Below are 23,416 nucleotides of genomic sequence, written 5' to 3' on the forward strand. Positions count from 1 at the left end.
AGAAGGGGGGACGGCCGCTTCGGCCGTACCCCCCTTCGTCTTGTGGATTCAGAGCGCGAGCTGCGGACGGGCCGGGATGCCCACCACCGCCGGCGCCGCGGTGCGCGCCGGCATCGGCTGCTGCGGGACGGAGCTCGGCACCAGGATCGCCTCGACGGCCGGGGCGACGGACCGGCGGTCGCTGAGCTGGATCAGCCGGGCGGCGCGGGCCAGCGACCCGGTCTCGCCGTCCCGGAAGCCCTCCCGGTAGCCCTTCTCGTAGCGTTCCCCGCGGCCGAGAGCGCGGCCGATGGCGAAGCACGACGAACCGGCGAGGGCGATCAGGAAGAGGAGCGCGAAGGGTGTCACGACAGGCCTTTCACAAGGGTCGAGGTTGTAACCCAAATTAGTCGAATTCAGACAAACCCGAATTTCGGTCAGAAGCAATTACGCGTACGGGTGAACCGCCGCCCCACCCGCGCGGACAGGCCGGAAGCCGAGGTGGAAGGCTGTGTGCTCGTGACTGACTCTGACCTTGCGCGGCAGGTCCGCGACGTGAGCCGACTGACCGGCGAGTTCGTCCTGCGCTCCGGCCGCACCGCCACGGAATACTTCGACAAGTACCAGTTCGAGGCCGACCCGGTGCTGCTCGACCAGCTCGCCGAGCAGATGGCCGTCCTCATCCCCGAGGGCACCGAAGTGCTGGCCGGCCTCGAGATGGGCGGCATCGCGGTGGTCACGGCGCTGGGCCGGCACGCCAAGCTCCCCTGCGCGTTCGTCCGCAAGCAGGCCAAGCAGTACGGCACCGCCCGCCTCTCCGAGGGCGCCGAGGTCGCCGGCCGCCGCGTCCTGGTCGTCGAGGACGTCGTCACCTCCGGCGGCCAGGTGGTCATCTCGACGAACGAACTCCGCAAGCTCGGCGCGCACGTGGACCACGCGCTGTGCGTGATCGACCGCCAAGAGGGCGGCGCGGAGGCGCTGTCCGAGGCCGGCATCAAGCTGCGCGCCCTGCTCACCCGGGCAGACCTCGAGGCCGCGGCCTAGGCCGGATCCTTCGTCTCGGCGACCACCCACGCCAGGTAGGCCGGGTTACCCCCGGCCACCGGCAGGGCCAGCACGCACGGCACGTCGTACGGGTGCTCCGCGTCGGCCCGCGCCACGATCTCCGGTACGAGCGAGGCGCGGGTGTGCAGAGCCACTCGCGCCTCCGGGTCGTCGTGCACGGCCCCCTCCCACCGGTAGACGGACCGGATCGCGGCGATCTGATGCCCGCAGGCGGCCAGCCGGTCCTCGACCAGCCGCCGGGCGAACCCGGCCAGCCACTCCGCATCGGCCGCGGTGACCACGACCTCCACCACGTCCTCAGTCACGACATGACCTCCTCGCCTACATTCGACACCATGCCGGTGGCGGGAACGATCCGGGAGTGGCACGACGACGAGGGCTGGGGAGTCATCGACTCCTCCGAGACCCCCACGGGATGCTGGGCGCACTTCAGCGCGGCTGCGGTCGAGGGTTACGCATCCTTCGACCCGGGCGACCCGGTGTGGCTCGAGTGGGAGGCGCCGGGCCAGGACGGCTATGCGAGCCGGGCGACAAGGTTCTGGCCGCGCGAATCCGAGCCGGTGGACCGCCGGTCCCGGTCCGACGCCGGCGAGGCCTACCACAGCACGCTGTCCTTGTCGTTCGACGACGACGTGCCGTGGCCCGACCCGGATAAGCACGGCGACGCATCGTGACCTGGAAAAGCACCAGGGGCCACTTTCCTGGTGAAAAGTGGCCCGTCCTCCGTCGGGGTGGCCGGATTTGAACCGACGGCCTCTTCGTCCCGAAAGAGGATCTTGCGGACCGACCCACCTGGTACTTCACCAACTTGTGCTGCTGAGGGTGCTCGGGGCGCGTGGTTTGCGTTGGTCGATCGAGACTCGCTTGGCGGGTGTTGCCCCAACGTTCGCCCCAAGCCCGCCACCGCATCGTCGCCCGCTTTCGAGGTCTGTGATCGAGCGTTCAGTCTGTGCTGACACGGTCCGTGACCGGGACCGTGACTGCCGCAGCGCATCACGGTGGGCGCTGCCGTACACCGGCGAACGAGATCACAGCTGAGCTCAAGGTTTCTCCACTGCGCGCGCCGTCGGGCGCGAGGTGGACCCGTGAGACAGCTTCCGAGCCGATCTCCGGCCAAACTCCACTGTCAGGTTGGGGACACCGGAGATCATTGATCTTGCATACTCAATCAAGTTAATCTATCTAAGCGTATAAGGGGTGCGCGTCCACACGGGAGGAAACTAAGCTTGCTCAAGAAATCCGCCGCGATCCTGACCAGCGCATTGACGCTTTTCGGATCGACAATTCTGGTCACGGACAGCGCCCATGCTTCCACCCTCGAACGAAACAGCGAGACCGCATCCGCTGATCGTGCCCGGGTGAAACAACAGCGCATCAACGAGACTATCGCTGCGTACGCCGGGCTCCACCCCAACGACTACATCGGGCTCGACGAAGTCGCCCAAGCGGCAGGGAGTGATCCGCTTGCCTTTGCAGTGACGGGAAGTTCGGAAACTGTAGGCGCCGCCGAAGCGCAGAAACTGAGCACCAGTTCAGATACCATCACCACGCTCACAACCATCCCCGGAGACGCCTTCAAGGTAACCGGCTACTGGTCCCGCGTGTCCGACAGCGACGGACTGAGCTTGAGCTGGTTCGCCAACTGGGACTTCAAAACAAACTACCGCAAGGGGGGCAACCCGTACGACGGATTCGGTCTAGCCGTAAAAGACCTCACCTCATCATGCTGGACGCGGGAGGGGGACGGCATCTGGGCGTATAGCGATCTGAACGTCAACCAGTCCCACCGGGCATGGTTGAAGACAGCCGATTTCGACTCGTCAGTCTTCGAGGTTCAAGACTCCAGTGGTGCCGACTACGTGGACCACGGCGGCGCCTGGATGGCGTTTCACGCCCGCAAGAATTGCTCCGGATACGGATACGGCAAGGCGTACTTCGAACACAACATCGAGGGGTGCAAATGTGGATGGAGCGCCTCGATCAACACCGGCGTATTCACCCTCTCGTACACTGGATCGGACAAGCCGAGCCCGCCGCTCCAGAAGTCGACCAGCCTCACGAAGGTCAGCCTTAACTGATACGAATTTCATTGGGTAACGGTTCCCTGCCCGTCCGGTTCAGCCCTCGGACGGGCAGGGACCATCTGGAGGATAGCGATGGGCATGACTAGGAAGTTTCCACCCCAAAGCGGTATTGCAAGGGTCGCTTTTATCGCGTTGGCCGCAGTCGTGCTCATGGGCGCGGTGGCGGTGTATCTTGTCCGCTTTAGGGATCCGACCACAGTGTCAGTCGCCGTGAGCGTCAAGGTTTGCCCGCCCAGCTCCAGTGATTGTTATCAACTTCCTGTGCCGAACGCTGAGGTGCTAGTGCAGGGAAAGAACTTCAAGGCGCTGGCAGATACCGATTCGTCAGGTGTGGCGAAATTTAGGGTACCTGGTGCTGGAGCTTATACAGCCACTGCGAGAAGCTTCGTTATCAAGGGCACGGAACTAGAAGGTCGCGTTGACGCCAACCTTCATGAGACCAAAACCATAGACCTGATCGGAGAACTAGTGCCGGATGCCACCGAAGGTGGTCGTCAGTTCTGATATCCCGCACTGAGTGGCCGCCTACGAGCGGTCGTTGCGACTGATCATTCAATTTTGACGTCGATCAACATCGATTGCTAAATAGCCTTAACCGCCGGTCGGCCATGGCCCGTGCCGATCATCGGTGAGCCGTGGCCCGGTGTCCCGGCGCGCCCGGGACGCGGGTGCCCGCGCTGATGCCTGCTGGTCGCCGCTCGCCCCCGGCTTGACTCCGCATGGATTGCGGCACTCCCACAAGACCGGCATGGACGAGCTAGGAGTGCCGCAGAAGCTCAAGGACGACCGGATGGGGCACGCTGACGGATCGGTCGGATCGCGCTACTTCCCACATCACCGCTGCGATGCGGCGAGCGCTTGGCGAGGGCTTGGCCGAGCAGTGGAACGCCGCCCTGCGAGCGCGTAAGGCGATCGCGCCGCCGATCACCGGTGAGTGTGCTCGACCGGCTGCTACAGGCTCTCTGAGGGCCGTTTACGCGGGGCTTTGCCCCAAGGCGCCCCCGGAGACGAAGTCAGGGCCGGTCTCCCTGTGCGGAAGACCGGCCCTGACCTGCACTTTCCCGTGGTCGGGGTGGCCGGATTTGAACCGACGGCCTCTTCGTCCCGAACGAAGCGCGCTACCAAGCTGCGCCACACCCCGAGGCGTGCTGAGCAATAGTATCCGACCGCCCCGCACACGCGAAATCGGTATCCCCCTCCTCGTAAAACCGCAGCTCATGGCCCGGATGCCGGGGGCCGACAGGTTGATCTTGTAGTGCCGGGACGGGTGGGCGCGGCCGCCGAACGGCGGGAATCGATCATGTGGCTTGCCCGGCCGGCGGACGTTCATCCAAGATCAAGTCCGCTTGATCAGGGGAAGGATCGTCCATGTCCATACGGCTTCTCAGCCGGTGTGCGGCCACTGCCTCGGCCGCCGTCGTCACCGTCACGGCCGGGCTCGCGGTTGCGGGTCCGGCGTTCGCCGACGTGAGCATCACCAGCGCCACGCTTTCCGCCACCACGGTCGTCATCGACGGCGACGCCGGCTGCGGCGACCGTTCGACGATCACGCTCAAGCTGTCCGACCCGGGCCGCGACGCGAGCCCCACGGCCGACGTCTCTGATCCGAGCGGCGACCTCGCGGACTTCGTGGTGCTGGGGCTGTCGTCGAGCAGCGGCGGCGCGCTGACCTACACCGGGCGGATCAACCTCTGTGGGTTCCAGAAGCCGGGCAAGTACAGCGTCGTCATCAACGCCGACTGGTACGACGACGACATCGTCCTCCACACCTTGGAGCGGACGCTCTCGCTCAACGTGCAGCGGCCCACGACGCTGACCTACAACGCGTCGCCGGAGCCGGTGAAGCGGGGCAAGTCGCTGACCCACTCCGGGCAGCTCAAGCGGGACGCTTACCAGTTCGGCCCGATGTACGGCCCCAAGGGCGCCACCGTGAAGTTCTACTTCCGCGCGTACAGCTGGAAGAACTACCTCTACAAGGGCTCGGTGCAGACCGGCGCGGACGGCAAGTACAGCAAGAAGATCACTGCCTGGGACTCCGGCTGGTGGAAGGCCGTCTACCAGGGCGAGTCGTGGCGGCAGACCGCGACCAAGTGGGACGAGGTCAAGGTCAGCCGCTGACCACGGGAGCGCAGAACCGGCACGGCCTCCACAGGCCGTGCCGGTTCTGTCTGTGCGGCGGTCAACTGCCGGGCAGCGCCGTCAAGCAGCGCACCCGCGGTGGTCAGCGGGGGATGAGCGTGAGGATCGACGCCTCGGGGCGGCAGGCGAAGCGGATCGGCGCCGTCGGGTGGGTGCCCAGGCCCGCGGAGACGTGCAGCCAGGCGTCCGAGCCGGGCCACCGGTGCAGGCCCTTCGCCATGGCGTGCGGCAGGTCGCAGTTCGTCGTCAGCGCGCCGTAGCCCGGCACGCAGACCTGGCCGCCGTGGGTGTGGCCGGCCAGCAGCAGCGCGAACCCGTCCGCCGCCATCGCGTCCAGGACCCGGGAGGCCGGGGTGTGGGTCACGCCGAGGTGCAGGTCCGCGTCCGGCGAGACCGGGCCCGCCACGGACGGGTAGTCGTCGCGCTCGACGTGCGGGTCGTCCACGCCGACGAGCTCCACCGAGCGGCCGCCGGCCTTGAGCACCGTACGGGCGTTGTTGAGGTCCGCCCAGCCCGCGCCGGTGAGCGCCGCGCGCAGGTCCTCGAACGGCAGCTCGGCGCCCTGGACGTACTCGCGTTCCGGCAGCAGGTACTGCAGGGGGTTCTTCCAGACCGGGCCGCGGTAGTCGTTGGAGCCGAAGACGAACCCGCCGGGCACGTCCAGCAGCGGCCGGAGGGCTCGCAGCACGCCCGGCACGGCCTCCGGCGACGCCATGTTGTCGCCGGTGGCCACGACCAGGTCGGGGTCCGTGCCGGCGAGCGCGGCGACCCACGCCTGCTTGCGGTGCTGGCCGGGCATCATGTGCAGGTCCGACAGGTGCAGGATGCGCAACGGTTCGGCGTCGGGCTCCAGCACCGGGACGGTGAAGCGGCGCAGCGTGAACAGGTTGCGTTCGACCAGGGAGGCGTACGCGAACGTGGCGCCGCCGGCGGCGGTCACCGAGGCGGCCAGGGCGATAAGGGAGCGCTTGCGCATGACGGCCAGAGTAGTTTGACCGTCCATGGGAACGCTGAAGGACCGCCTGAACGACGACCTGCACTCCGCCATGAAGGGTCGCGACGAGCTGACCACGTCGACGCTGCGCATGGCGCTCTCCGCCGTCCGCAACGCCGAGGTGTCCGGCGACGCCGCGCGGGAGCTCTCGGACGACGAGGTGCTCGCGGTGCTGACCAAGGAGGCGAAGAAGCGGCGCGAGGCCGCGGCCGCCTTCCGGGACGCCGGCCGCGCGGACCAGGCCGAGAAGGAGACCGCCGAAGGTGAGATCCTCGACCGCTACCTGCCCGCCCAGCTGAGCGACGAGGAGATCGCCGAACTCGTCGCGGGGGCGCTGCGCGACGGCGGCTTCAGCGGGAAGGCCCAGATGGGCCCGGCCATGCGGGCGGCTCAGGCCGCGGTGGCGGGGCGCGCCGAGGGAGGCCGCGTGGCGGCGGAGGTACGCCGGCAGCTCGGCTGACCCGCGTACGGGACAGAGAACGGGCGGGCCACCTCAGGGGTGACCCGCCCGTCCGCGCTCTATCGGCGCCCGGGTCTCGGCGGGAAGATGCCGCCGCGGTCGCCGGGCTTGGGGTTGTCGGGTTTCTTGTCCTCTTTACCCTTGCTGACCTGGATGCTGACGAAGCCGCCCTTGATGGTCCGGCCGTCGGGGCTGGTGCCGGCCGCGGTGCCCTTGGGACAGCTCGACTCGACCTCCGGCCCGATCGAGGCGCTGAAGCCGGCGCTCTCCAGCCGGGCCCTGGCGCCGTCCAGCGTCGCGCAGGTCACGTCCGGGATCGACCGCTGATCGCCGACGGAGATCTTCCGGTCGCCCGGCTTCTTGAACTGGACCTTGGGTTTGCCCTTCATGTAGTCGCGCATCGTGTCCCAGACCGCGGGGTTGACGATGCCGTGCGACATCCGGTCCGAGTGGTCGGCGTAGTCCGGGTTGACCAGGTAGCCCGCCACGGTCAGCGAGTTGCTGCTGATGATCAGCGCGGCGGTCTTGTCGTGGTCCGTGGTGCCGGTCTTGCCGTAGATCGGGTGCTTGATGATGCCGTGCGCCTGCGGCGCCGTCCGGCCCCGGCAGCTGCCGAGCTGGGCGCTGTCGCCGACCGGGCAGCGGGCCGCGTCGATCGCGGCGCGTGCCACGTCCGGCGAGGTGGCCCGGGTGCAGTGCGGCTTGCCGACGTCGATCTTCTCGCCGTCCTGCGCGGTGATCTGCTCGACGGGGGTCGGCGTGCAGTACATGCCGTCGCCGGCGAGTGTCGCGTACGCGTTGGCCATGTCCAGCGGGGTGGAGGAGGAGACGCCGAGGGTGAATGCGCCCCACTGGTGGGCGGACTGCTCGGTGGCGGCGAAGTCGGCGTCGTTCTTGGCGCGGAACTGCACGCCGAAGCGTTTCGCCACGTCCACGACCTTCTCGGCGCCGACCCGTTCCTGCAGCGGCACGAAGTACGTGTTGACCGATGCGCCGAAGCCGGTCCACATGTTGAAGACGCCGGACTCGTTCTTCGACGCGTTGGACGGGCAGTAGTACTTGCCGTTACACGTCGAGGGGCCCGGCGCGATGATGTACTTCGACACGTACCGGGGCGGGGCGTCGATCGGGTAGGCCAGCGGGTAGCCGTTCTCCAGGGCCGCGACCACCGTGAAGATCTTGAACACCGAGCCGGCCTGGTAGCCGGTGATGTCGCCGCCGCCGCTGAGCAGCGGGTTGGTGGTGTTCGGGTACGTGCCGCGGATCTTCTTGCGGGCCTTGCGCGGGTCCGAGGAGATCTTGTTCTGCGGCTTGTCCGGGTCGTCGAGCTTGAAGCGGCGGTTGGCGGCCAGCGCGCGGACCTTGCCGGTGCCGGGCTGGACGCCGGCCAGGAGCAGAGCGTTCTTGTTCTTCTCCTTGATGTGGTCCGCGATGTTCTCCCGGGCCGCGTTCTGCGCGGTGATGTCCATCGAGGTCTGGATGCGGTAGCCGCCGCTCTTGAGCCGCCGCTCCCGGTCGTACGTGGTGGCGCCGAACTCGTCGCGGCTCAGCCACCAGCGGTAGAAGTAGTCGCAGAAGAAGCCCCAGTGGTTCTTCGCCACCGAGACGCAGCCGTTGCCGGTCCGCTTGACCGTCTTGCTGATCTTGGTGTTGGTGGCCTTCTTCGCCTCGTCGGGGGTGATGAAGCCGAGCTCCAGCATGTCGTTGACCACGTAGTTGCGCCGGGCCAGCGCCTGCGGGTAGCCGCTGGCGGTGGTCGGGTTGAACGCGGTGGGCGCCTTGACCATGCTGGCCAGCAGGGCGGCCTCGGCGACCGTGAGATCCTTCGGCTTCTTCTGGAAGTACACCTGGCTGGCGGCGTAGACGCCGTACGCGCCGTTGCCGAACGGCGCCGCGTTCAGGTAGCGCTCGAGAATCTGCTCCTTGGTGAGCTCCTTCTCGACCTGCATCGCGTACTTCATCTCGGTGATCTTGCGCTTGGGGCTGTCGATCGTGGCGTCGACGACCTCCTGCGGATTGGTCGCCGAATAGGCCAGGGACATGCGGACGTACTGCATCGTCAGCGTCGAGGCGCCCTGCGTGGAGGACTTGCCGCTGTTGTTGTTCACGAATGCGCGGGCGACGCCTTTGAGGTCGACGCCGTTGTGCTTGTAGAACTCGTGGTCCTCGGCCGCGATGATCGCGTGCTGCATGTTAACCGAGATGTCCTTCAGCGGCGCGTCACTGCGGAACTCGTCGTAGAAGACCGAGATCTGCGTTTTGTTGTCCGACGCGAAGATTCGGCTGATCTGGGGGGCGCTGGCCTGCTTGAGTTCGCTGGGCAGGCTCGCGAAGGTCTCCCCGCCGGCCTTGGCGGCCAGGCCGGACATCGCGACGGCGGGAAATGCGGCGGCGGCCACGACGACACCGGCCAGCAGTCCACAGATCAGCAGCGAGGTCGCATTGGCGAAGATGTTGTGATCGCGTCTGCGCATCCAGGAGCTCACGTGAGCAGGGTACGCGAAAGAAGCGCCCGGCCAAGTGTCGAGATGGCCACGGTTCGCCCAGAATCATCCTGCCCCTACGGTCGGCAGCGCGTGGCGTTTTCTGCGAATTCCTGGGAACTTTTGGCTGTCCGGTCTGGGCGTGATGGCCGTAACTCCCGAGAGATACGTATTTGAGGGACAACGTTGCGTAATCGCCCGACTACGGAGCATGATGGTCCGGCGAGCTATCGCACGACGTCTGCACGGCTTGGGGGACATGAGCCCGCAGACGTCAGGGGGTCATGGCAAGGGGGGACGTATACAGATGGGGATGATCAGCGACTGGCCCAGCATGGCGGCGTGTCAGAGTGGCGACCCTGACGCGCTGTTCGTGCAGGGCGCCGAGCAGAACGTGGCGAAGAGGATCTGCCGCAGCTGCCCGGTCCGCTACGAATGCCTCGCCGACGCGCTGGACAACCGGATCGAGTTCGGTGTCTGGGGAGGCATGACCGAGCGGGAACGCCGAGCGCTGCTGCGCCGGCACCCGCACGTGGCGAGCTGGCGGAAGATGTTCGAAGCCGCACTGCGCGAGAAGGGCGCCGACAAGGTGCTCGTCTCGACCCGCTGATTGCACTAGGCGGTGAGCGCATCGCCGATCGTTCGCAGCCCGTCGACGTCATGGACGTCGGCGGGCTGCGCTGTCACTGCCACCGCCGGCACCTGCGGGAACGCCTCCGTGAACCGGGCGGCGACCCGCACCTCCCGGTCTATCTGACGCAACAGCCCGGCGTGCACCCGCAGCGCGTCCGCGGTCGTCTGCTGGTCACCCGCCGCGTCGAGCGCAGCGGCCGCCGCCTCGGCCTCGGCCAGGGGCACCGAATCCAGGGCCGCCTGATGGGTGCGGTTGAGCACCAGGCCGGCGAGCGGCATCCGCTCGGCCACCAGCCGCTCCGCGAAATACGCGGCCTCGCGGACGGCGTCGCGCTCCGGCGCCGCGACGACCAGGAACGCGGTCTGCGGGTCCTGGAGGATCCGGTACGTCTCGTCCGCGCGCTGCCGGAATCCGCCGAACATCGAGTCCAGGGCGGCGACGAAGCCGGACAGGTCGGTCAGCAGCTGCGCGCCGAGGATCTTCTGCACCGCGCGGGAGAAGATCCCGAACGAGGCCGTCACCAGGCTGAACATGCTGCGCCCGCCGCGCGCCGGTGCCATGAGCATGCGCAGCATCCGGCCGTCGAGGAAGCGCGACAGCCGCGCCGGGGCGTCCAGGAAGTCGAGCGCCGACCGCGACGGCGGGGTGTCGACCACGATCAGGTCCCACTCGTCGCGGGACCGCAGCTGGCCCAGCTTCTCCATCGCCATGTACTCCTGCGTGCCGGAGAACGTCGAGCTCATGGCCTGGTAGAACGGGTTCGCGAAGATCTCCGCGGCGCGCTGCGGCGAGGTGTGCGCCTGCACGACCTCGTCGAACGTGCGCTTCATGTCGAGCATCATGGCGTGCAGCTCGCCGCCGGTCGCCTCGGTGTCGATGCCCTTGACCTGCCGCGGCGTGTTGTCCAGCTCGTTGAGGCCCATCGACTGGGCCAGCCGGCGGGCCGGGTCGATGGTGAGCACGACGGTGCGCCGGCCGTGCCGTTCGGCGGCCCGCAGCCCCAGGGCGGCGGCCGTGGTCGTCTTGCCCACGCCGCCCGCGCCGCAGCACACGACGATCCGGGTGGACGGGTCGGCGAGCAGGGCGTCGACGTCCAGGCGCGGTGCGGTCTGATCAGCCACGCTTCGAGCGTACTGAGTCGTAGGCTGCATCGCGGGGCGGAGAGCTGCAGTGTGTGTCGGGTCGGACACACATCAGACACTCATGAGCAGCGCGGCGAGCCGGTGCAGGCCGTCCAGGTCGACCCCGTCCTCGAGCAGCGGCAGCTCCACCATCGGGTGGTCCGACTCGGCCAGATCGGCGCGCAGCGACTCCTCCAGCTCGCGCCGGGTGAGGTGCGCCTTCGCCTCGGCCAGCAGCCCGGTGACGGTCGCCGGGTCGGTGGGCAGGCCGGCGGCGGCCAGGCCGCGCTTCAGCTCGGTCTTGGTGACCTTGGCGCCGGCCAGCAGCGGGGGACGGGCGCCGTTGACGATGATCCGGCCGACCGGGATGTGCAGCGCGGCGAGCTCGCCGATCGCGTCGAGGCTCTCCTGCACCGGCATCTCCTCGAGCAGCGTGACCACGTGCACGGAGGTCATCGGCGAGCGGAGCAGGGTGGCCACGCCCTCGCTCTGGGTCTTGATCGGCCCCATCTTCGCCAGCTTGGCGGTCTCCGCGGTGACGTTGAGGAAGCGTCCGATCCGGCCGGTCGGGGGCGCGTCGAGCACCACCGCGTCGTACGCGCGCCGGCCGTCCGACGAGCGGGTGGTCGCCTCCTTCACCTTGCCGGTGAGCAGCACGTCGCGCAGACCGGGGGCGATGGTGGTGGCGAAGTCGATCGCACCGATCTTGCGCAGGGCCCGGCCGGCCGCGCCCAGCTTGTAGAACATGTCGAGATACTCGAGCAGGGCTTCCTCGGGATCCACGGCCAGCGCGCGCACCTCGCCGTCGGCCTCGGCCGGGGTGGCGATCCGCAGCTCCTCGTACGGCAGCGGTTCGGTGCCGAAGAGCTGGGCGATGCCCTGCCGCCCCTCGACCTCGACGAGCAGCGTGCGGTGCCCGCCGGCCGCCAGCCCCAGCGCCAGCGCCGCCGCCACGGTGGTCTTGCCCGTGCCGCCCTTACCCGTCACCACGTGCAGACGGGCGGGCCAACTGTTCCTACCCACGCTTTCGAGCGTACGTGCCCTCATCTTTTCCTTCGGTTCTCCGCTGCGGGCAAGCTCAGCTCAGCCGTTGATGTCGCAGACGAGCCATCCGGTCTTGTGGACCACCGTGAACGTCAGCTCCTGCTGGGCGGCCTTCTCGTCGTCCGTCGTCATCGTGAGCTGGACGGCCACCACGGCTTTCTTCTCGCTCTGCCCCGAGACGGCGGGCTCGCTCCACCGGAAGACCGGGGCCTGGTAGGCGTTCGCGTACCCCTTGATCTGGTCGATCCGCTGCTTGAGCTTGTCCTCGTCGCGGGCCTCGCGGCAGACGAGGTCGCCCGCCGCGGCCGCGTCGTGCTGCGTGTACGCGGCGGTGAGGAACCGGTCGACGGCCGTGGCCGGGTCCGGCGAGCCCTTGCCGCTGTCGGCGTTGCGCAGCAGCATCAGCGCCGACAACGTGCCGCCGCCGAACAGCAGCAGCGTCAGCACCAGGGCGAGCGCCACCCACAGCGCGGTACGCCGCCGCTTCGGTGGCGGGTCGGTCAGCACGGTCTCGGTGGCGTGCGGGTCGAACGGCACCTCCCACGGCTGCGGCAGCATGCTCAGCGGGATGGCCTCGGTGGGCTGGTCGTGCTGGACGCCGGGCTGCACCTCGGCCGGCGGGGAGTGCTCGAAGGCCAGATGCTCCGGCGGGTGCGTACGCCACTCGCCCGGCTTCTCGTGCTTGGCGTGCCACGGCCCGGCCGGTGGCTCCTGATGCCACACGACCTCGCCCTCGACCGTCTCGGCCCCGGCCACGGGCGCCGGCTGCCCGGCGGGGCCGGCCGCGGCCTGTCCGGCGGGGCCGGGGTGGCCCGGCTCGCCGGGGTACGCCCCCAGCGGCGGCCACTGTGGCGCGTCGGCGAGGTCCGAGGCCGGCGCCTCCTCGGCGGCGATGGACGACGTCCGCGGGGTCCGGCCCGGCGGCTGTTCCGTCATCGAACCCCCTGATCAACACCGTTGCGGCTTCCCCTGAAGGTTAGTGGAATCCGGTCGGGCGCGAGGCTGCTCCGGCCGTGACTAGGCTGTCGCGCAGGCAACCGATCTACCGCAGGGAGCTGGGCGAGCAATGCAGAAGTGGGAGTACGTGACCGTGCCGCTGCTGGTCCACGCGACCAAGCAGATCCTCGACAACTGGGGCGAGGACGGCTGGGAGCTGGTGCAGGTCGTGCCGGGCCCCAACCAGGAGCAGCTCGTGGCGTACATGAAGCGGGCGAAGCAGTGACGGCACCGACCCCGGTCTCCGGCGACGGCGGCGCGGACGCGTACGCGAAGCTGGCCGAGCTGGGGCTGACGCTTCCCACGGTGGTGCCGCCGCTGGCGTCGTACGTGCCGGCCGTGCAGTCGGGCAACTACGTCTACGTCTCCGGTCAGCTGCCGATGGTGGACGGGAAGCTGCCGTACACCGGAAAGGTCGGGGCGGACGTCACGCCGGAGCAGGGCACCGAGCTGGCCCGCTACTGCGCGCTCAACGCCCTCGCCGCGATCGACGCGCTGGTCGGCCTCGGGCGGATCGTGAAGATCGTCAAGGTCACCGGGTTCGTGGCGTCGGCGGAGGGCTTCACCGGCCAGCCGGCCGTGGTCAACGGGGCGTCGAACCTGTTCGGCGACGTGCTCGGCGAGCTGGGCCGGCACGCGCGCAGTGCGGTGGGCGTCTCGGAGCTGCCCCTCGGCGCGCCGGTCGAGGTCGAGGTCATCGCGGAGATCGCCTGACCCGGCACCGTACGGCGTGGGGGTTTCATAGCCGAACGTGACCGTGGGCCGGCCGGGTCGCACAATCCGTGCTCGGCTCCACGGCACTCGGCGACGTACCATGCGCTGGGGGGTGGGTCTGTGTCGTCGCAGGTCGAGCGGTTGCCGGAGTGGGTCACGCCGCTGCGTGCGCCCAACGCCGGTCCGATGACGCTGGACGGCACCAACAGCTGGGTGCTGCGCGCACCGGGCGCTCCCGACGCCGTGGTGATCGACCCCGGGCCGGACGACGCCGGGCACCTCGCGTCGCTGGCCGAGCACCGGCCGCTGAGCGCGATCCTGGTGACGCACGGGCACCACGATCACGTCGAGGGCACCGAGACGCTGTCGCGGATGCTCGGCGGCGTGCCGATCCTCGCGGCCGATCCGAAACACGGCGACCCGCTGCCGCCGCGGATACGCCTCGCCGGCCTCGACATCGAGGTCGTCGCCACGCCCGGGCACACCGCCGACTCGGTCTGTTTCGTCGTCGAGGACGCGATCTTCACCGGGGACACCGTGCTGGGTCGGGGCACGGCCGTGGTGGCGTGGCCCGACGGCGACCTCGGGGCATACCTGGACAGCCTCGCCGCGCTGCGGGCGTACCCGATGCTCATGCTGCCCGGGCACGGCCCGGTGCGGGCCGACTGCGCCGAGCTCGCACGGACCTATCTCGCCCACCGCCACGAACGGCTCGAGCAGGTGCGCGCCGCGATGGCCGCCGGCGCCGACACCCCGGAAGCGATCGTCGACGCGGTGTATCCCGGCGTCGACCCGGGGGTGCGCTTCGCGGCGGAGTGGTCCGCCCGCGCGCAACTCGACTTCCTGAGGCGGGAATCACAGCCCGCCTCGGAGGAGTTGGACCCGCTGTGACCTGTCCTGTGTGCGGAACCGTGGCCGTTCCCGGCGCCCGTTTCTGCCACAACTGCGGCGCGGCGCTGCCCGCGGCGGCCACGCTGCCGGCCGCCGAACGGCGGATCGTCACCGTGCTCTTCGGCGACCTCTCGGACTTCACCTCCTGGTCGGAGGACCTCGACCCGGAACGGGTCGGCGCGGTCACCGACCGGGTCCTCGCCGCCCTGGCCGGCGCGGTCAAGACGTTCGGCGGGCACGTCGACAAGCTCACCGGCGACGGCATCATGGCCGTCTTCGGCGCCCCCGTCGCGCACGAGGACGACGCCGAGCGCGCGGTACGGGCGGCTCTGAGCATGCAGCGAGCGGTCCGGCGGGTGCTGGACGACGAACGCGGCGGCGGTGCGCCGCTCGGGCTGCGCGTCGGCCTCAACACCGGCGAGGTCGTGGCGGGCATCCAGGCCGCGATCGAGTACACGGTCATCGGCGACACGGTGAACACCGCGGCCCGGCTCGCCGACGCCGCCGCGGTCGGCGCGGTGTACGCGGGCTCCCGTACCGCCGCGGGCACCCGGCACGTCGCCTCCTGGCGGCAGCTGCGGGCGTTGCGGCTCAAGGGCAAGCGGGAGCCGGTGCCGGCGTACGAGCTGCTGGGCCTGCACGATGCGCCGGGCACGCGCTCGGGCCTCGGCGACGAGGCGCCGTTCGTGGGCCGCGAGACCGAGCTGGGCCGGGTCGCCGGGCGGCTAGCCGAGGTGATCGACTCCGGCGCCCCGCGGGTCATGGTGATGACCGCGGAGGCCGGCATCGGCAAGACCCGTTTCGCCGGCGAGGTGAAGCGCCTGGCGGCCGGCTACGACGTCGGCGCCGGCCGGTTCGCCGCGCACACCGGCGCGCGGGTGCTGCGGGCCCGCTGCCGGGCCTTCGGCGAGCGGCGCCGCTTCGCCCCGCTGGCCGACCTCGTGCGCAAGGCTGCCGGCCTGCCCAAGGACGTGGCCGCCACGATGACCCGCGCGGTGGTCGAGGAGCGGCTGCGCAAGGTCGTCAGCCGGCTGGCCCGCGACGGCGAGACCCCCGACGTCGACCTCGACCGGCTGCTCGCGCTGCTCGGGTACGGCGAGGCGCCGGGCAACGCGGTCGGGCCGGCGGCGGTGGCCGAGTGGCAGCCGGCCGGTGGCGCCCGGCCGGAGACCGAGACCATCCCGATCGCGGTCGCGGAGCTGTTGACCGCGCTGTCCCGCGAGGCGCCGCTGGTCGTGATCGTGGACGACCTGCACGACGCCACCGCGGAGACGATCGACGCGCTCGGCGGCGTGCTGTCGCGCCTCGACGGCCCGGTGGTCATGCTGCTGCTGGGCCGCCCCGAGCTCGTGCGTACGGCCGGCGCGCTGACCCGCCTCGCGGACGCCGAGATCCACAGCCTGCCCCCGCTGCGCGGCGCGGACGCGTCCCGGCTGCTGACGTCGTACCTGAACGGCGGGAAGCTCCCGCAGCCGGACGCGGACCGCCTGCTCGCGACCGCGCAGGGCAACCCGTTCTACCTCGCCGAGCTGGTCACGCTGCTGATGGAGCGCGGCGCGCTGATGCCCGCGGTCGGCGCCAACGCAGCCGGCAAGTGGCAGCTCGCCGCCGGCTCGCTGGGCAGCCAGCTGCTCTCGCGTGACCTGGCCGCCGTGCTCGCTGCCCGCATCGACGCGTTGCCGGGCGAGCCGCGGTCGGTCCTGCGCGACGCCGCGGTCGTGGGCGACACCGTGCCCACGGGCGCGGTCGAGGCGCTGCGTGACCGCCGGTCCGCGGGGGACGCCCGCCCCGGCGCGGTCGCCGCCGTCGAGCTGGAACGCGCGGTCGACGAGCTGCTGCAGCGGCGCATGCTGCACCGCGTCCGCGGCGGGTACGCGTTCGCCACCCCGCTGATGCGCGAGGCCGCGTACGCCGGCATCGGCAAGGCCGACCTCGCGGAGCGGCACGCGTACCTGGCCCGCTGGGCGGCGCCGGAATCGATCACGGCACTGGGCTACGACGCCGCTGCCCGGCTGAGCATGGGCGAGAACGAGCGCGACGCGTTCGTGGCCGCCCATGTCGAGTGCGCGGTGGAGCTCGCCGACCAGGTGCGGCTGCGTCCCGAGGCGAGCGTCCGCGACGTCGCGCCGCTCGGGGTGGCCGCGCTCGGCCGGATGGCCCGGCGGGCCCTCGCCAACATCGAGCCCGCCGCGTCGATCGCGTACGCCGAACGCGCCGCCGCCCTCACCAAGGACGGTCTGCCGCTCTCCGACCAGCTGGTGCACGCCCGCGCGCTGCTGCGCCTGGGCCGGGCGACCGAGGCGCTCACGCACGGCGAGAAGATCGCCGAGGCGGCCCAGGAGGAGCCGGTGTGCCGCGCCGAGGCCCTGCTCGTCGTGGGCCGGGCCCAGGAGGCGCTGGGCGACGTCCCGAAGGCGGTCTTCGCCTGGCAGGAGGCGCTCGACGTGGCCACCGAGGCCGAGCTCGCCCCGGAACGCGCCAACGCGATGCGCCGGCTGGGCATGGCCGACTTCCTCGCCGGCAAGCTCAGCCAGGCCAGCAGCCGGTTCGCGTCCGCGTACCAGGTGACGCTGGCCGCGGGGGACCGGCACGGGCAGGCGTGGGCACTGCAGAACCTCGCCTGGGTCACCACCACGCGGGGCGACTTCGCGGGCACGGACGCCGTCCTGGGCCGCGCCGCCCGGCTGTTCGCCGAGCTGGGCGACCCGGTCGGCCGATCCTGGCTGCGCGGCACCACGGCGTTCGCCCGGCTGCTCGCCGGGCGGCTGCAGGAGTCGCGGCGGCTGGCCCGGATCTTCCTGCCGTTCGGCGACCGGGTCGGCGAGGGCTGGGCGGTCGGCACGCTGCGGGCGGTGGAGGCGTACGCGTCCGCCGAGCTGGGTGACCTGGCGGAGGCGGACGGCGAGGCGCGGCGGGCGTACCGGGACTTCGACGCGGTGTCCGACGACTGGGGCCGCGGCCTGGCGCTCGTGGTCCGCGGCGTCATCGCGCGCGGCCTGGGTGAGTTCGATCACGCCAACGATCTGCTCACCGACGCCCTCGGGTACGCCGACCGCACCGGCCACCCGCTGCTGCTGGGCATGGCCGGCACGCTGCGCGGCTTCGTGGCGCTGCAACGCGGCGACGGTGAGGCGGCGGAGGCCGACGCGCGCCGGGTGATGACCTCGGTGGAACCGCACAATCCGCTCGCTCCCGCGCAGGTGGGGCCGCGGGTGCTGCTCGCCGAGGCGCGGATGCGGGCGGGCGACCCGGGCACGGCGATCGGCCTGCTCGCGCCGATCGCCAGCGACACCGGGGGCTCGCTGCTGTTCCCGCGGCGGCACGCGCTGGCGTCGTACGCGTCGGCGCTGCTGGCCGAGGGCCGGGTGGAGGCGGCTGCCACGTGGATCCGGCGAGCCCGCGAGGTGCGTGCGGAGGACGTCCGCAGCGGTGTCGTCGCCGCGATGGTGCAGGCCAGGGTGAACGCGGCGGCCGGGGACATGCCGGCGGCACGGGACGCGGCGGAGGAGGCGGTGCTGCTCGCGTACTCGACCGAGCAGGCCAGCGAGCGGGCCGCGGCCGAGGAATTGCGGGATGCTCTGGGACTTTCCATCGTGGAACCGGCCGAATCTGTCGCGTACGCGTCTGACGTGCCGGGATGATCCAGCCCGTGCTTCGCGTATTTTCTAAGCCGTGACGGAAACCCCGCCTGGTCGCCTGCCCGTGCCCTACGTGCCAGGCATGTCCGGCTTGTCCGTCATGGCACGCGGAGGGTACGCGACCGTGTACCGAGCGACACAGGACTCGGTCGGCCGCGAGGTCGCGATCAAGGTCGAGAACCGGACCCTGGAGAGCCCGCGGGACCAGGCCCGGTTCCTGCGCGAGGCGAAGGCCGCCGGGCGGATGTCGTCGCACCCGCACGTGGTGGACCTGTTCGACGTCGGCGTGACGGTGGACCAGCACCCGTACCTGATCATGGAGCTGTGCGACGGGTCGTACCTGGACCGCATGCGGGTCTCGCCGCTCGGCGCGGTGGAGGCCCGCGACCTGGGGGTGAAGATCGCCGACGCGCTGGTGCACTCGCACGCCAACGGCGTGCTGCACCGCGACGTCAAGCCGGCCAACATCCTGTACTCGCACTTCAACCCGGCCGTGCTCGCCGACTTCGGCCTCGCCGTGCTGGGCGAGATGCGTGACTCCTCGGTGACGCTCGAGGTGCTGACCCCGGCGTACGCGCCGCCCGAGATGTTCTCGCACGCCGACCCCTCGGGCGCCGTCGACGTGTACGCGCTCAGCGCCACCCTCTACGCGGTCATGCGGGGGCGGCCGCCGCGGTGGGACGGCGACCGCAGCCCCAGCCTCATCACGCTGATGGACATGTTCACCAAGCCCATCCCGGACCTGCCCGGCGTCCCGCGCTCGCTGACCGACGTGCTGCGGTACGGCATGGCCAACGACCCTCGGGACCGTCCCACGGCCGAGCAGCTGCGGGACATGCTCGCGGGGGTGCACCTGAGCCCGGGCCACGGGTCCGCCGGCGTGTACCGGTCCTCGACGTTCGTTCCGCCGGCCCCGCGCCCGCACCACACCGCGTCCCCGCCGCGACCGGTGCCGCCGGTCACGCCGACGCGTGACGCCGCCGGCGCGGACGAGACGCCGACCGTCCACACCGAGAACCCCAAGCGCGGCAAGCGGAAGTGGCTGTTCGGCGGCTTCGGCGTCGCCCTGCTGCTCGCGGCGTCGATCGGCGGGTCGTTGCTGGCCGCGGCGCAGGGGCCGGCCGTCCGCTCGGTGGCGTCCCGGCTCGCCGCGCCGACCGCCTCGGCGCTGCCCGCCGCGATGGCCCAGCTGCCCGGCTGCCTCGCCGCCCGGTCGTACTGTCCCGGCGAGCTCGAGTGCTTCACCCTGCGGGCCGGCACGGGACCGGTGGCCCGCAAGGTGTCCTGCGCGAAGCGGCACAGCTGGGAGGTCTTCGCCGTCGGCTCGCTGCCCTCCGATGTGGACCCCCGTGACCGCGACGCCGTCACCACCGATCCGGCCGTGCTGCGGGTCTGCAGCAGGTCGGTGTTCCGGCGCACCACCGCCCGCCGGGACGCGGCGCAGTGGGCGCTGTCCGTGCTCCCGCCCACGACCGAGGACCGGACCTTCCGCTGCCTGGCCGGCCAGGGTGCGGGGGAGCTGCACGGCCCGGTGCTCAGCCGCGGCTGACTACTCGGGGTCCAGCACCGCCAGCAGCTCGCCGGTGTCGACCTCCGCGCCCGGGTGCACCGGCAGCGAGGCGACCACGCCGGCCGAGGGCGCGTGGACGGGATGCTCCAGCTTCATCGCCTCGAGGGTCAGCAGCAGCTCGCCGGCGCGGACCCGCTGACCCGGCACGACGAGGACCCGGCGTACGGCCCCGGGCAGCGGCGCGATCAGCGAGCCCTCGGTGGCCTCGGGCGCCGGCAGCGGGAAACGGGACAGCTCCCGCAGCGTGACCGAGCCCTCGGGACTGTCCACGTAGGAGACGTCGCCGACCCGGTGCACCTTGAGGCTGAGCCGGATGCCGTTGACGTCGAGGTCGACCCGTGAGCCGTCCGCGTGCACCACGACCGTGGGCGGGTGATCGTCCAGCGTCGGCGCCTGGCCGAGGCCCGCGAGGTCCAGCTCCTCGGGGTCCACCGCGCGGACCCACCAGCCCGCCAGCTCGCCGTGCCGGTTCATCCGATAGCCCACCTCGACCGGGCCGGCGGGGCCGTCGTACACGGCGGTCTGCGAGCCGGACGGCACGTTGCGCCACCCCGACGGCAGCGAGCGCAGCACCGGGGCGGTCGAGCGCCGGGCGGCGGCGCCGGCCAGGGCGGCGGCGAGGCAGGAGATGCGTACGGCGTCCACACTGGACAGCAGCGGGGCGAACACCTCCGGGTGCCGGTCCAGGAAGCCGGTGTCGATGTCCCCGGCCCGGAACGACCCGTGCCGCAGCACGCGGACGAGCAGGTCGCGGTTCGAGACCACCCCGTGCAGTTCGGTACGGGTCAGCGCCGACGCGAGCATCCGCGCGGCCTCCTGCCGGGTGGGCGCCCACGCGACGAGCTTGGCGAGCATCGAGTCGTGCTGCCCGCCGACCACCGAGCCGTCCACCACCCCGGCGTCCAGGCGCAGGCCGGGCTGGGGCAGCGGCCGGAACGAGCCCGCCACGTCCGGCACCTTGAAGCGGTGCAGGGTGCCGGCGGCCGGGAGCCACGCGTACGCGGGATCCTCGGCGCAGATGCGTACCTCGATGGCGTGCCCGCGGATCGGCGGCGGGCCGGGCATCGGCAGGTTCCCGCCCTCGGCGATCAGCAGTTGCAGGCGCACGAGGTCGTACCCGGACACGCACTCGGTCACCGCGTGCTCGACCTGCAGGCTCGGGGTCAGCTCGACGAACCAGAAGGAGCCGTCCTCCTCGAGCAGGAACTCGACCGCGCCGGCGCCCACGTACCCGATGGACCGGACCGCGAGGATCGCCGCCCGGCACAGCTGCTCGCGCAGCGCGGGGTCGACCGCGGGCGAGGGCGTCTCCTCGATGATCTTCTGGTAGCGCCGCTGGACCGAGCACTCCCGCTCGCCGAACGGCACCACCGCGCCGTGCGAGTCGGCCACGATCGGCACCTCGATGTGCCGCACGTTCTCCAGGTACGGCTCGCAGAACACGTCGTCGCCGGTCTCCTGGCGGGTGGAGGCCACCGCCTCGGCCAGCGTGACCGGGTCGCGGACCACCCGCATGCCCGCGCCGCCGGTGCCGCCGGCGGGCTTGATCAGGACCGGGAACTCCGTGACCGTCTCGACATCGGTCAGCGTCTGCAGCACCGGCACGCCGGCCTCCGCGACGATGCCCTTGGTGTCGATCTTGCTGTGCAGCGTGCCGAGCGTCTTGGCCGGCGCGCCGACCCAGATCATCCCCGAGTCGGCCACCTCGGCGGCGAACTCCGGATCCTCGGCCAGCGCCCCGTTGCCGGGATGGATCGCGTTGGCGCCGGCCCGCTTCGCCGCCGCGATGATCAGGTCGCCCCGCAGGTACGTCGAGGACGGCGTGCCGCCGGTGAGACGGACCGCGTAGTCCGCCTCCGTCACGTGCGGCGCGTCGGAGTCGGCATCGGAGTAGACGGCGACCGTCTCGATGCCGACCAGGCGGCAGGTGGCGAAGACCCGGCGGGCGATCTCCCCACGGTCGGCCACCAGAAGACGTCGGATCACTGCTCTGCTCTACCTTTCGGGGGTACTCGAGCTTTCGGGGGCACTCGAGGCGTCGGCGGCCATCAGGGTCGGAACACGCCGATGTGCTCGGCGCCCTCGACGGTTGCGCTGTGCACGGCGGAAAGGCAGAGGCCGAGGACGGTACGGGTGTCCCGCGGGTCGATGACGCCGTCGTCCGGGAGCTTCCCGAGCGGTACCGAGTCGTCCGCCGGGCGTTCCACCGGCCAGCTGAACAGGAACCGTGGCTCGTACGCGCGGCCGTAGATCCCCCCGGCCTCCTCCGCCGGGGTGCCGCCGATCATCAGGGTCAGGTGCGGGACGGTCGACTTGGCCACCGCGTGCACCAGGGGGGCGCCGTGGCGTACATCGGCTGCCTCGTGCTGCTCGGCCGACGGCGCCCCGGTGTACTGCACGAACAGCAGAGTCGTCGCCGTCGCGTTGGCGAGCTGGATGAAGTGCACGGCCTTCTGGGTGTCGGCCGGCGAGAAGGGGGCGCCCAGGTTGGCCAGCACGCCCACCGGGTACCCGTGCAGCTCGCCCCAGCCGGTCACCAGCGCGGTGCCCTGGGCCGGCTTGAACTCGTCGAAGTCGCTGCCGTCGAGGATCCGGGCCAGCACCTCGCGCGGCTCGAACACCGACGACGGGTCCGCGCCGGCCATGGCGAGCAGGTCCTCGGCGTCGTAGCGGGGCGGCTCCGGCGGGTACGAGCGGGGCGCCGGACCGCGCTTGCGCCAGTTGAAGCGGCGTACGCACTGCCGCGCCAGCCGCAGCCCGTCCCGTTCGTCCTCGGCCAGCTGGTCGGCCGGGCCGGTCACGCCCGCGGGCACCGTGGGGGCGCTGCGCACCTCCGGGGCGGGACGGCCGTTGGCGGTGGCGGAGCGTACCGGCTGCGGATGGATCGTCAGCATCTTCGCGTGCCCGCGCACCATGATCGTGTAATCCGAGAGCGCCGGCAGGTACGCCGCGTCCCCGGTCGTCGCCCCGAACACCACGCACACCGTCGGCACCCGGTCCGCGGTGAGCTGGCTCAGGTCGCGGGCGATCGCGCCGCCCGGCGGCGGGCCCGCCGGCGCGGCGGCGCCGGTGGACTCCACGAGGTTCACCAGCGGCAGGCGGTTCACCGACGCGATCCGGGCGGCCCGGCGGATCTTCTCGACCGTGTACGGGTTGACCGCGCCGCCCTCGATCGTCGGGTCGTTGGCGATGACCACGCACTCGACACCCTCGACGACGCCGATGCCGGTGACCACGCTGGCGCCGATCGGGTACTCCGAGCCCCACGCCGCCACCGGCGACAGCTCCAGGAACGGGCTGTCCTGATCCAGCAGCATCTCCACGCGCTCGCGGGGCAGCAGCTTGCCGCGCGCGTGGTGGCGGGTGACCGACTTCTCCCCGCCGCCGGCCCGGGCCGCCTCCAGCGCCGTCTCCAGCTCGGCCAGCCGTTCCAGCATCGCGCTGCGGCTCGCCAGGTACGCGGGGGTGCGCGGGTCGATCGCGGTGTCCAGCACCGTCACGTCGTCACCCCGCTGCGCTGCACGCCCGCCACCTCGTTCAAAACCGCGCCCTCTCGACCGTCGTAGTGCCTCTCGACCACCTCGGTAACGAGCGGCTGACCGGG

The 23,416-nt window shown here is 71.1% G+C and carries 21 protein-coding genes, 1 tRNA gene and 1 pseudogene; 13 read left to right on the forward strand and 10 right to left on the reverse strand.

The window, feature by feature from the left end; all coding sequences use genetic code 11:
• Nucleotides 1-48 precede the first annotated feature (48 nt).
• Complete coding sequence (locus tag AB0K03_RS15355; protein WP_364684644.1) at nt 49-348, reverse strand: hypothetical protein; 300 nt, start codon at nt 346-348, stop codon at nt 49-51.
• A 150-nt stretch (nt 349-498) separates the two neighbouring features.
• Between AB0K03_RS15355 and pyrE the strand changes: the two genes are divergently transcribed.
• Nucleotides 499-1,023 carry an orotate phosphoribosyltransferase gene (pyrE, locus tag AB0K03_RS15360; protein WP_364684646.1) on the forward strand — a complete coding sequence of 175 codons (525 nt, stop codon included), beginning with the start codon at nt 499-501 and terminating at the stop codon, nt 1,021-1,023.
• On the opposite strand, the gene cutA is transcribed toward pyrE, so the two are convergent.
• Nucleotides 1,020-1,349 carry a divalent-cation tolerance protein CutA gene (gene cutA, locus AB0K03_RS15365; protein ID WP_364684648.1) on the reverse strand — a complete coding sequence of 110 codons (330 nt, stop codon included), beginning with the start codon at nt 1,347-1,349 and terminating at the stop codon, nt 1,020-1,022. The two genes, pyrE and cutA, sit on opposite strands and share 4 nt — an antisense overlap.
• 30 nt (nt 1,350-1,379) lie before the next feature.
• Between cutA and AB0K03_RS15370 the strand changes: the two genes are divergently transcribed.
• From AB0K03_RS15370 to AB0K03_RS15385, 4 genes and pseudogenes are all read left to right on the forward strand, one after another.
• A complete protein-coding gene (locus tag AB0K03_RS15370; protein ID WP_364684650.1) occupies nt 1,380-1,718 on the forward strand; it encodes a cold shock domain-containing protein in 339 nt (112 codons plus the stop codon).
• A 552-nt stretch (nt 1,719-2,270) separates the two neighbouring features.
• The gene (locus AB0K03_RS15375; RefSeq protein ID WP_364684652.1) at nt 2,271-3,122 is read left to right on the forward strand and encodes a hypothetical protein; all 852 of its coding nucleotides are present in this window, start codon (nt 2,271-2,273) and stop codon (nt 3,120-3,122) included.
• An 84-nt stretch (nt 3,123-3,206) separates the two neighbouring features.
• A complete protein-coding gene (locus AB0K03_RS15380; RefSeq protein ID WP_364684653.1) occupies nt 3,207-3,632 on the forward strand; it encodes a hypothetical protein in 426 nt (141 codons plus the stop codon).
• A 108-nt stretch (nt 3,633-3,740) separates the two neighbouring features.
• A pseudogene (locus tag AB0K03_RS15385) lies at nt 3,741-4,094 on the forward strand (tyrosine-type recombinase/integrase); the annotation flags it as partial.
• Between the two features lie 98 nt (nt 4,095-4,192).
• Here the strand turns inward: AB0K03_RS15385 and AB0K03_RS15390 are convergent.
• A tRNA-Pro gene (locus tag AB0K03_RS15390) sits at nt 4,193-4,269 on the reverse strand.
• 227 nt (nt 4,270-4,496) lie between these two features.
• Between AB0K03_RS15390 and AB0K03_RS15395 the strand changes: the two genes are divergently transcribed.
• Nucleotides 4,497-5,246, forward strand: coding sequence for a hypothetical protein (locus AB0K03_RS15395; RefSeq protein WP_364684655.1), 750 nt, complete (start codon nt 4,497-4,499; stop codon nt 5,244-5,246).
• 103 nt (nt 5,247-5,349) lie between these two features.
• Here the strand turns inward: AB0K03_RS15395 and AB0K03_RS15400 are convergent, their stop codons facing one another.
• Nucleotides 5,350-6,243 carry a metallophosphoesterase gene (locus AB0K03_RS15400; protein ID WP_364684657.1) on the reverse strand — a complete coding sequence of 298 codons (894 nt, stop codon included), beginning with the start codon at nt 6,241-6,243 and terminating at the stop codon, nt 5,350-5,352.
• Nucleotides 6,244-6,268: 25 nt separating this feature from the next.
• Here AB0K03_RS15400 and AB0K03_RS15405 point away from each other — a divergent pair, with 25 nt between their 5' ends.
• Nucleotides 6,269-6,721, forward strand: a complete 453-nt coding sequence (locus tag AB0K03_RS15405; RefSeq protein ID WP_364684658.1) for a GatB/YqeY domain-containing protein — start codon at nt 6,269-6,271, stop codon at nt 6,719-6,721.
• 59 nt (nt 6,722-6,780) lie between these two features.
• Here AB0K03_RS15405 and AB0K03_RS15410 read toward each other — a convergent pair whose 3' ends face one another.
• A complete protein-coding gene (locus AB0K03_RS15410) occupies nt 6,781-9,195 on the reverse strand; it encodes a transglycosylase domain-containing protein (RefSeq protein ID WP_364684874.1) in 2,415 nt (804 codons plus the stop codon).
• Between the two features lie 316 nt (nt 9,196-9,511).
• Here AB0K03_RS15410 and AB0K03_RS15415 point away from each other — a divergent pair, with 316 nt between their 5' ends.
• Nucleotides 9,512-9,814: a WhiB family transcriptional regulator gene (locus AB0K03_RS15415; RefSeq protein ID WP_041832981.1), complete on the forward strand. Its 303-nt coding sequence runs from the start codon at nt 9,512-9,514 to the stop codon at nt 9,812-9,814.
• 5 nt (nt 9,815-9,819) lie between these two features.
• Here the strand turns inward: AB0K03_RS15415 and AB0K03_RS15420 are convergent, their stop codons facing one another.
• From AB0K03_RS15420 to AB0K03_RS15430, 3 genes are read right to left on the reverse strand one after another with little or no spacing between them, the layout of a single operon-like run.
• On the reverse strand, nt 9,820-10,989 hold the full coding sequence (locus AB0K03_RS15420) for an ArsA family ATPase (RefSeq protein WP_364684660.1): 1,170 nt from the start codon (nt 10,987-10,989) through the stop codon (nt 9,820-9,822).
• 42 nt (nt 10,990-11,031) lie between these two features.
• Nucleotides 11,032-12,006, reverse strand: coding sequence for an ArsA-related P-loop ATPase (locus AB0K03_RS15425; RefSeq protein WP_364684662.1), 975 nt, complete (start codon nt 12,004-12,006; stop codon nt 11,032-11,034).
• Nucleotides 12,007-12,042: 36 nt separating this feature from the next.
• Nucleotides 12,043-12,939, reverse strand: a complete 897-nt coding sequence (locus AB0K03_RS15430; RefSeq protein ID WP_364684664.1) for a hypothetical protein — start codon at nt 12,937-12,939, stop codon at nt 12,043-12,045.
• 130 nt (nt 12,940-13,069) lie between these two features.
• On the opposite strand from AB0K03_RS15430, the gene AB0K03_RS15435 reads away from it, so the two are divergent.
• The 5 genes from AB0K03_RS15435 to AB0K03_RS15455 all read left to right on the forward strand — a co-directional run bounded on the left by AB0K03_RS15435 (nt 13,070) and on the right by AB0K03_RS15455 (nt 19,791).
• Nucleotides 13,070-13,225 carry a DUF4177 domain-containing protein gene (locus tag AB0K03_RS15435; protein ID WP_199510193.1) on the forward strand — a complete coding sequence of 52 codons (156 nt, stop codon included), beginning with the start codon at nt 13,070-13,072 and terminating at the stop codon, nt 13,223-13,225.
• Nucleotides 13,222-13,713: a RidA family protein gene (locus AB0K03_RS15440; protein WP_249610484.1), complete on the forward strand. Its 492-nt coding sequence runs from the start codon at nt 13,222-13,224 to the stop codon at nt 13,711-13,713. The genes AB0K03_RS15435 and AB0K03_RS15440 overlap by 4 nt, the downstream gene beginning before the upstream one ends.
• Nucleotides 13,714-13,833: 120 nt before the next feature.
• Nucleotides 13,834-14,604 carry an MBL fold metallo-hydrolase gene (locus tag AB0K03_RS15445; protein ID WP_364684667.1) on the forward strand — a complete coding sequence of 257 codons (771 nt, stop codon included), beginning with the start codon at nt 13,834-13,836 and terminating at the stop codon, nt 14,602-14,604.
• Nucleotides 14,601-18,245, forward strand: coding sequence for an adenylate/guanylate cyclase domain-containing protein (locus tag AB0K03_RS15450; RefSeq protein ID WP_364684669.1), 3,645 nt, complete (start codon nt 14,601-14,603; stop codon nt 18,243-18,245). The genes AB0K03_RS15445 and AB0K03_RS15450 overlap by 4 nt, the downstream gene beginning before the upstream one ends.
• Before the next feature lie 31 nt (nt 18,246-18,276).
• Nucleotides 18,277-19,791, forward strand: coding sequence for a serine/threonine-protein kinase (locus AB0K03_RS15455; protein ID WP_364684671.1), 1,515 nt, complete (start codon nt 18,277-18,279; stop codon nt 19,789-19,791).
• On the opposite strand, the gene AB0K03_RS15460 is transcribed toward AB0K03_RS15455, so the two are convergent.
• Both AB0K03_RS15460 and AB0K03_RS15465 read right to left on the reverse strand, forming a co-directional pair.
• Nucleotides 19,792-21,798 (reverse strand): biotin carboxylase N-terminal domain-containing protein, encoded by a 2,007-nt coding sequence (locus AB0K03_RS15460; RefSeq protein WP_364684673.1) that lies wholly within the window; start codon nt 21,796-21,798, stop codon nt 19,792-19,794. It lies immediately after the preceding gene.
• 62 nt (nt 21,799-21,860) lie between these two features.
• Nucleotides 21,861-23,312 carry a carboxyl transferase domain-containing protein gene (locus AB0K03_RS15465; RefSeq protein WP_364684675.1) on the reverse strand — a complete coding sequence of 484 codons (1,452 nt, stop codon included), beginning with the start codon at nt 23,310-23,312 and terminating at the stop codon, nt 21,861-21,863.
• Between the last annotated feature and the right edge of the window lie 104 nt (nt 23,313-23,416).

Origin of the sequence: Actinoplanes sp. NPDC049316, from assembly GCF_040677315.1 — a bacterium.
Classification (GTDB): domain Bacteria; phylum Actinomycetota; class Actinomycetes; order Mycobacteriales; family Micromonosporaceae; genus Actinoplanes.

What these genes read in the sequence shown, in the direction of transcription:
- AB0K03_RS15415 (WP_041832981.1), top strand. Translation starts at nt 9,512, where the DNA reads ATGGGGATGATCAGCGACTGGCCCAGCATGGCGGCGTGTCAGAGTGGC.
- AB0K03_RS15395 (WP_364684655.1), top strand. Translation starts at nt 4,497, where the DNA reads ATGTCCATACGGCTTCTCAGCCGGTGTGCGGCCACTGCCTCGGCCGCC.
- AB0K03_RS15370 (WP_364684650.1), top strand. Translation starts at nt 1,380, where the DNA reads ATGCCGGTGGCGGGAACGATCCGGGAGTGGCACGACGACGAGGGCTGG.
- AB0K03_RS15400 (WP_364684657.1), bottom strand. Translation starts at nt 6,243, where the DNA reads ATGCGCAAGCGCTCCCTTATCGCCCTGGCCGCCTCGGTGACCGCCGCC.
- AB0K03_RS15410 (WP_364684874.1), bottom strand. Translation starts at nt 9,195, where the DNA reads ATGCGCAGACGCGATCACAACATCTTCGCCAATGCGACCTCGCTGCTG.
- AB0K03_RS15425 (WP_364684662.1), bottom strand. Translation starts at nt 12,006, where the DNA reads ATGAGGGCACGTACGCTCGAAAGCGTGGGTAGGAACAGTTGGCCCGCC.
- AB0K03_RS15420 (WP_364684660.1), bottom strand. Translation starts at nt 10,989, where the DNA reads ATGCAGCCTACGACTCAGTACGCTCGAAGCGTGGCTGATCAGACCGCA.
- AB0K03_RS15405 (WP_364684658.1), top strand. Translation starts at nt 6,269, where the DNA reads ATGGGAACGCTGAAGGACCGCCTGAACGACGACCTGCACTCCGCCATG.
- AB0K03_RS15380 (WP_364684653.1), top strand. Translation starts at nt 3,207, where the DNA reads ATGACTAGGAAGTTTCCACCCCAAAGCGGTATTGCAAGGGTCGCTTTT.
- AB0K03_RS15435 (WP_199510193.1), top strand. Translation starts at nt 13,070, where the DNA reads ATGCAGAAGTGGGAGTACGTGACCGTGCCGCTGCTGGTCCACGCGACC.
- AB0K03_RS15430 (WP_364684664.1), bottom strand. Translation starts at nt 12,939, where the DNA reads ATGACGGAACAGCCGCCGGGCCGGACCCCGCGGACGTCGTCCATCGCC.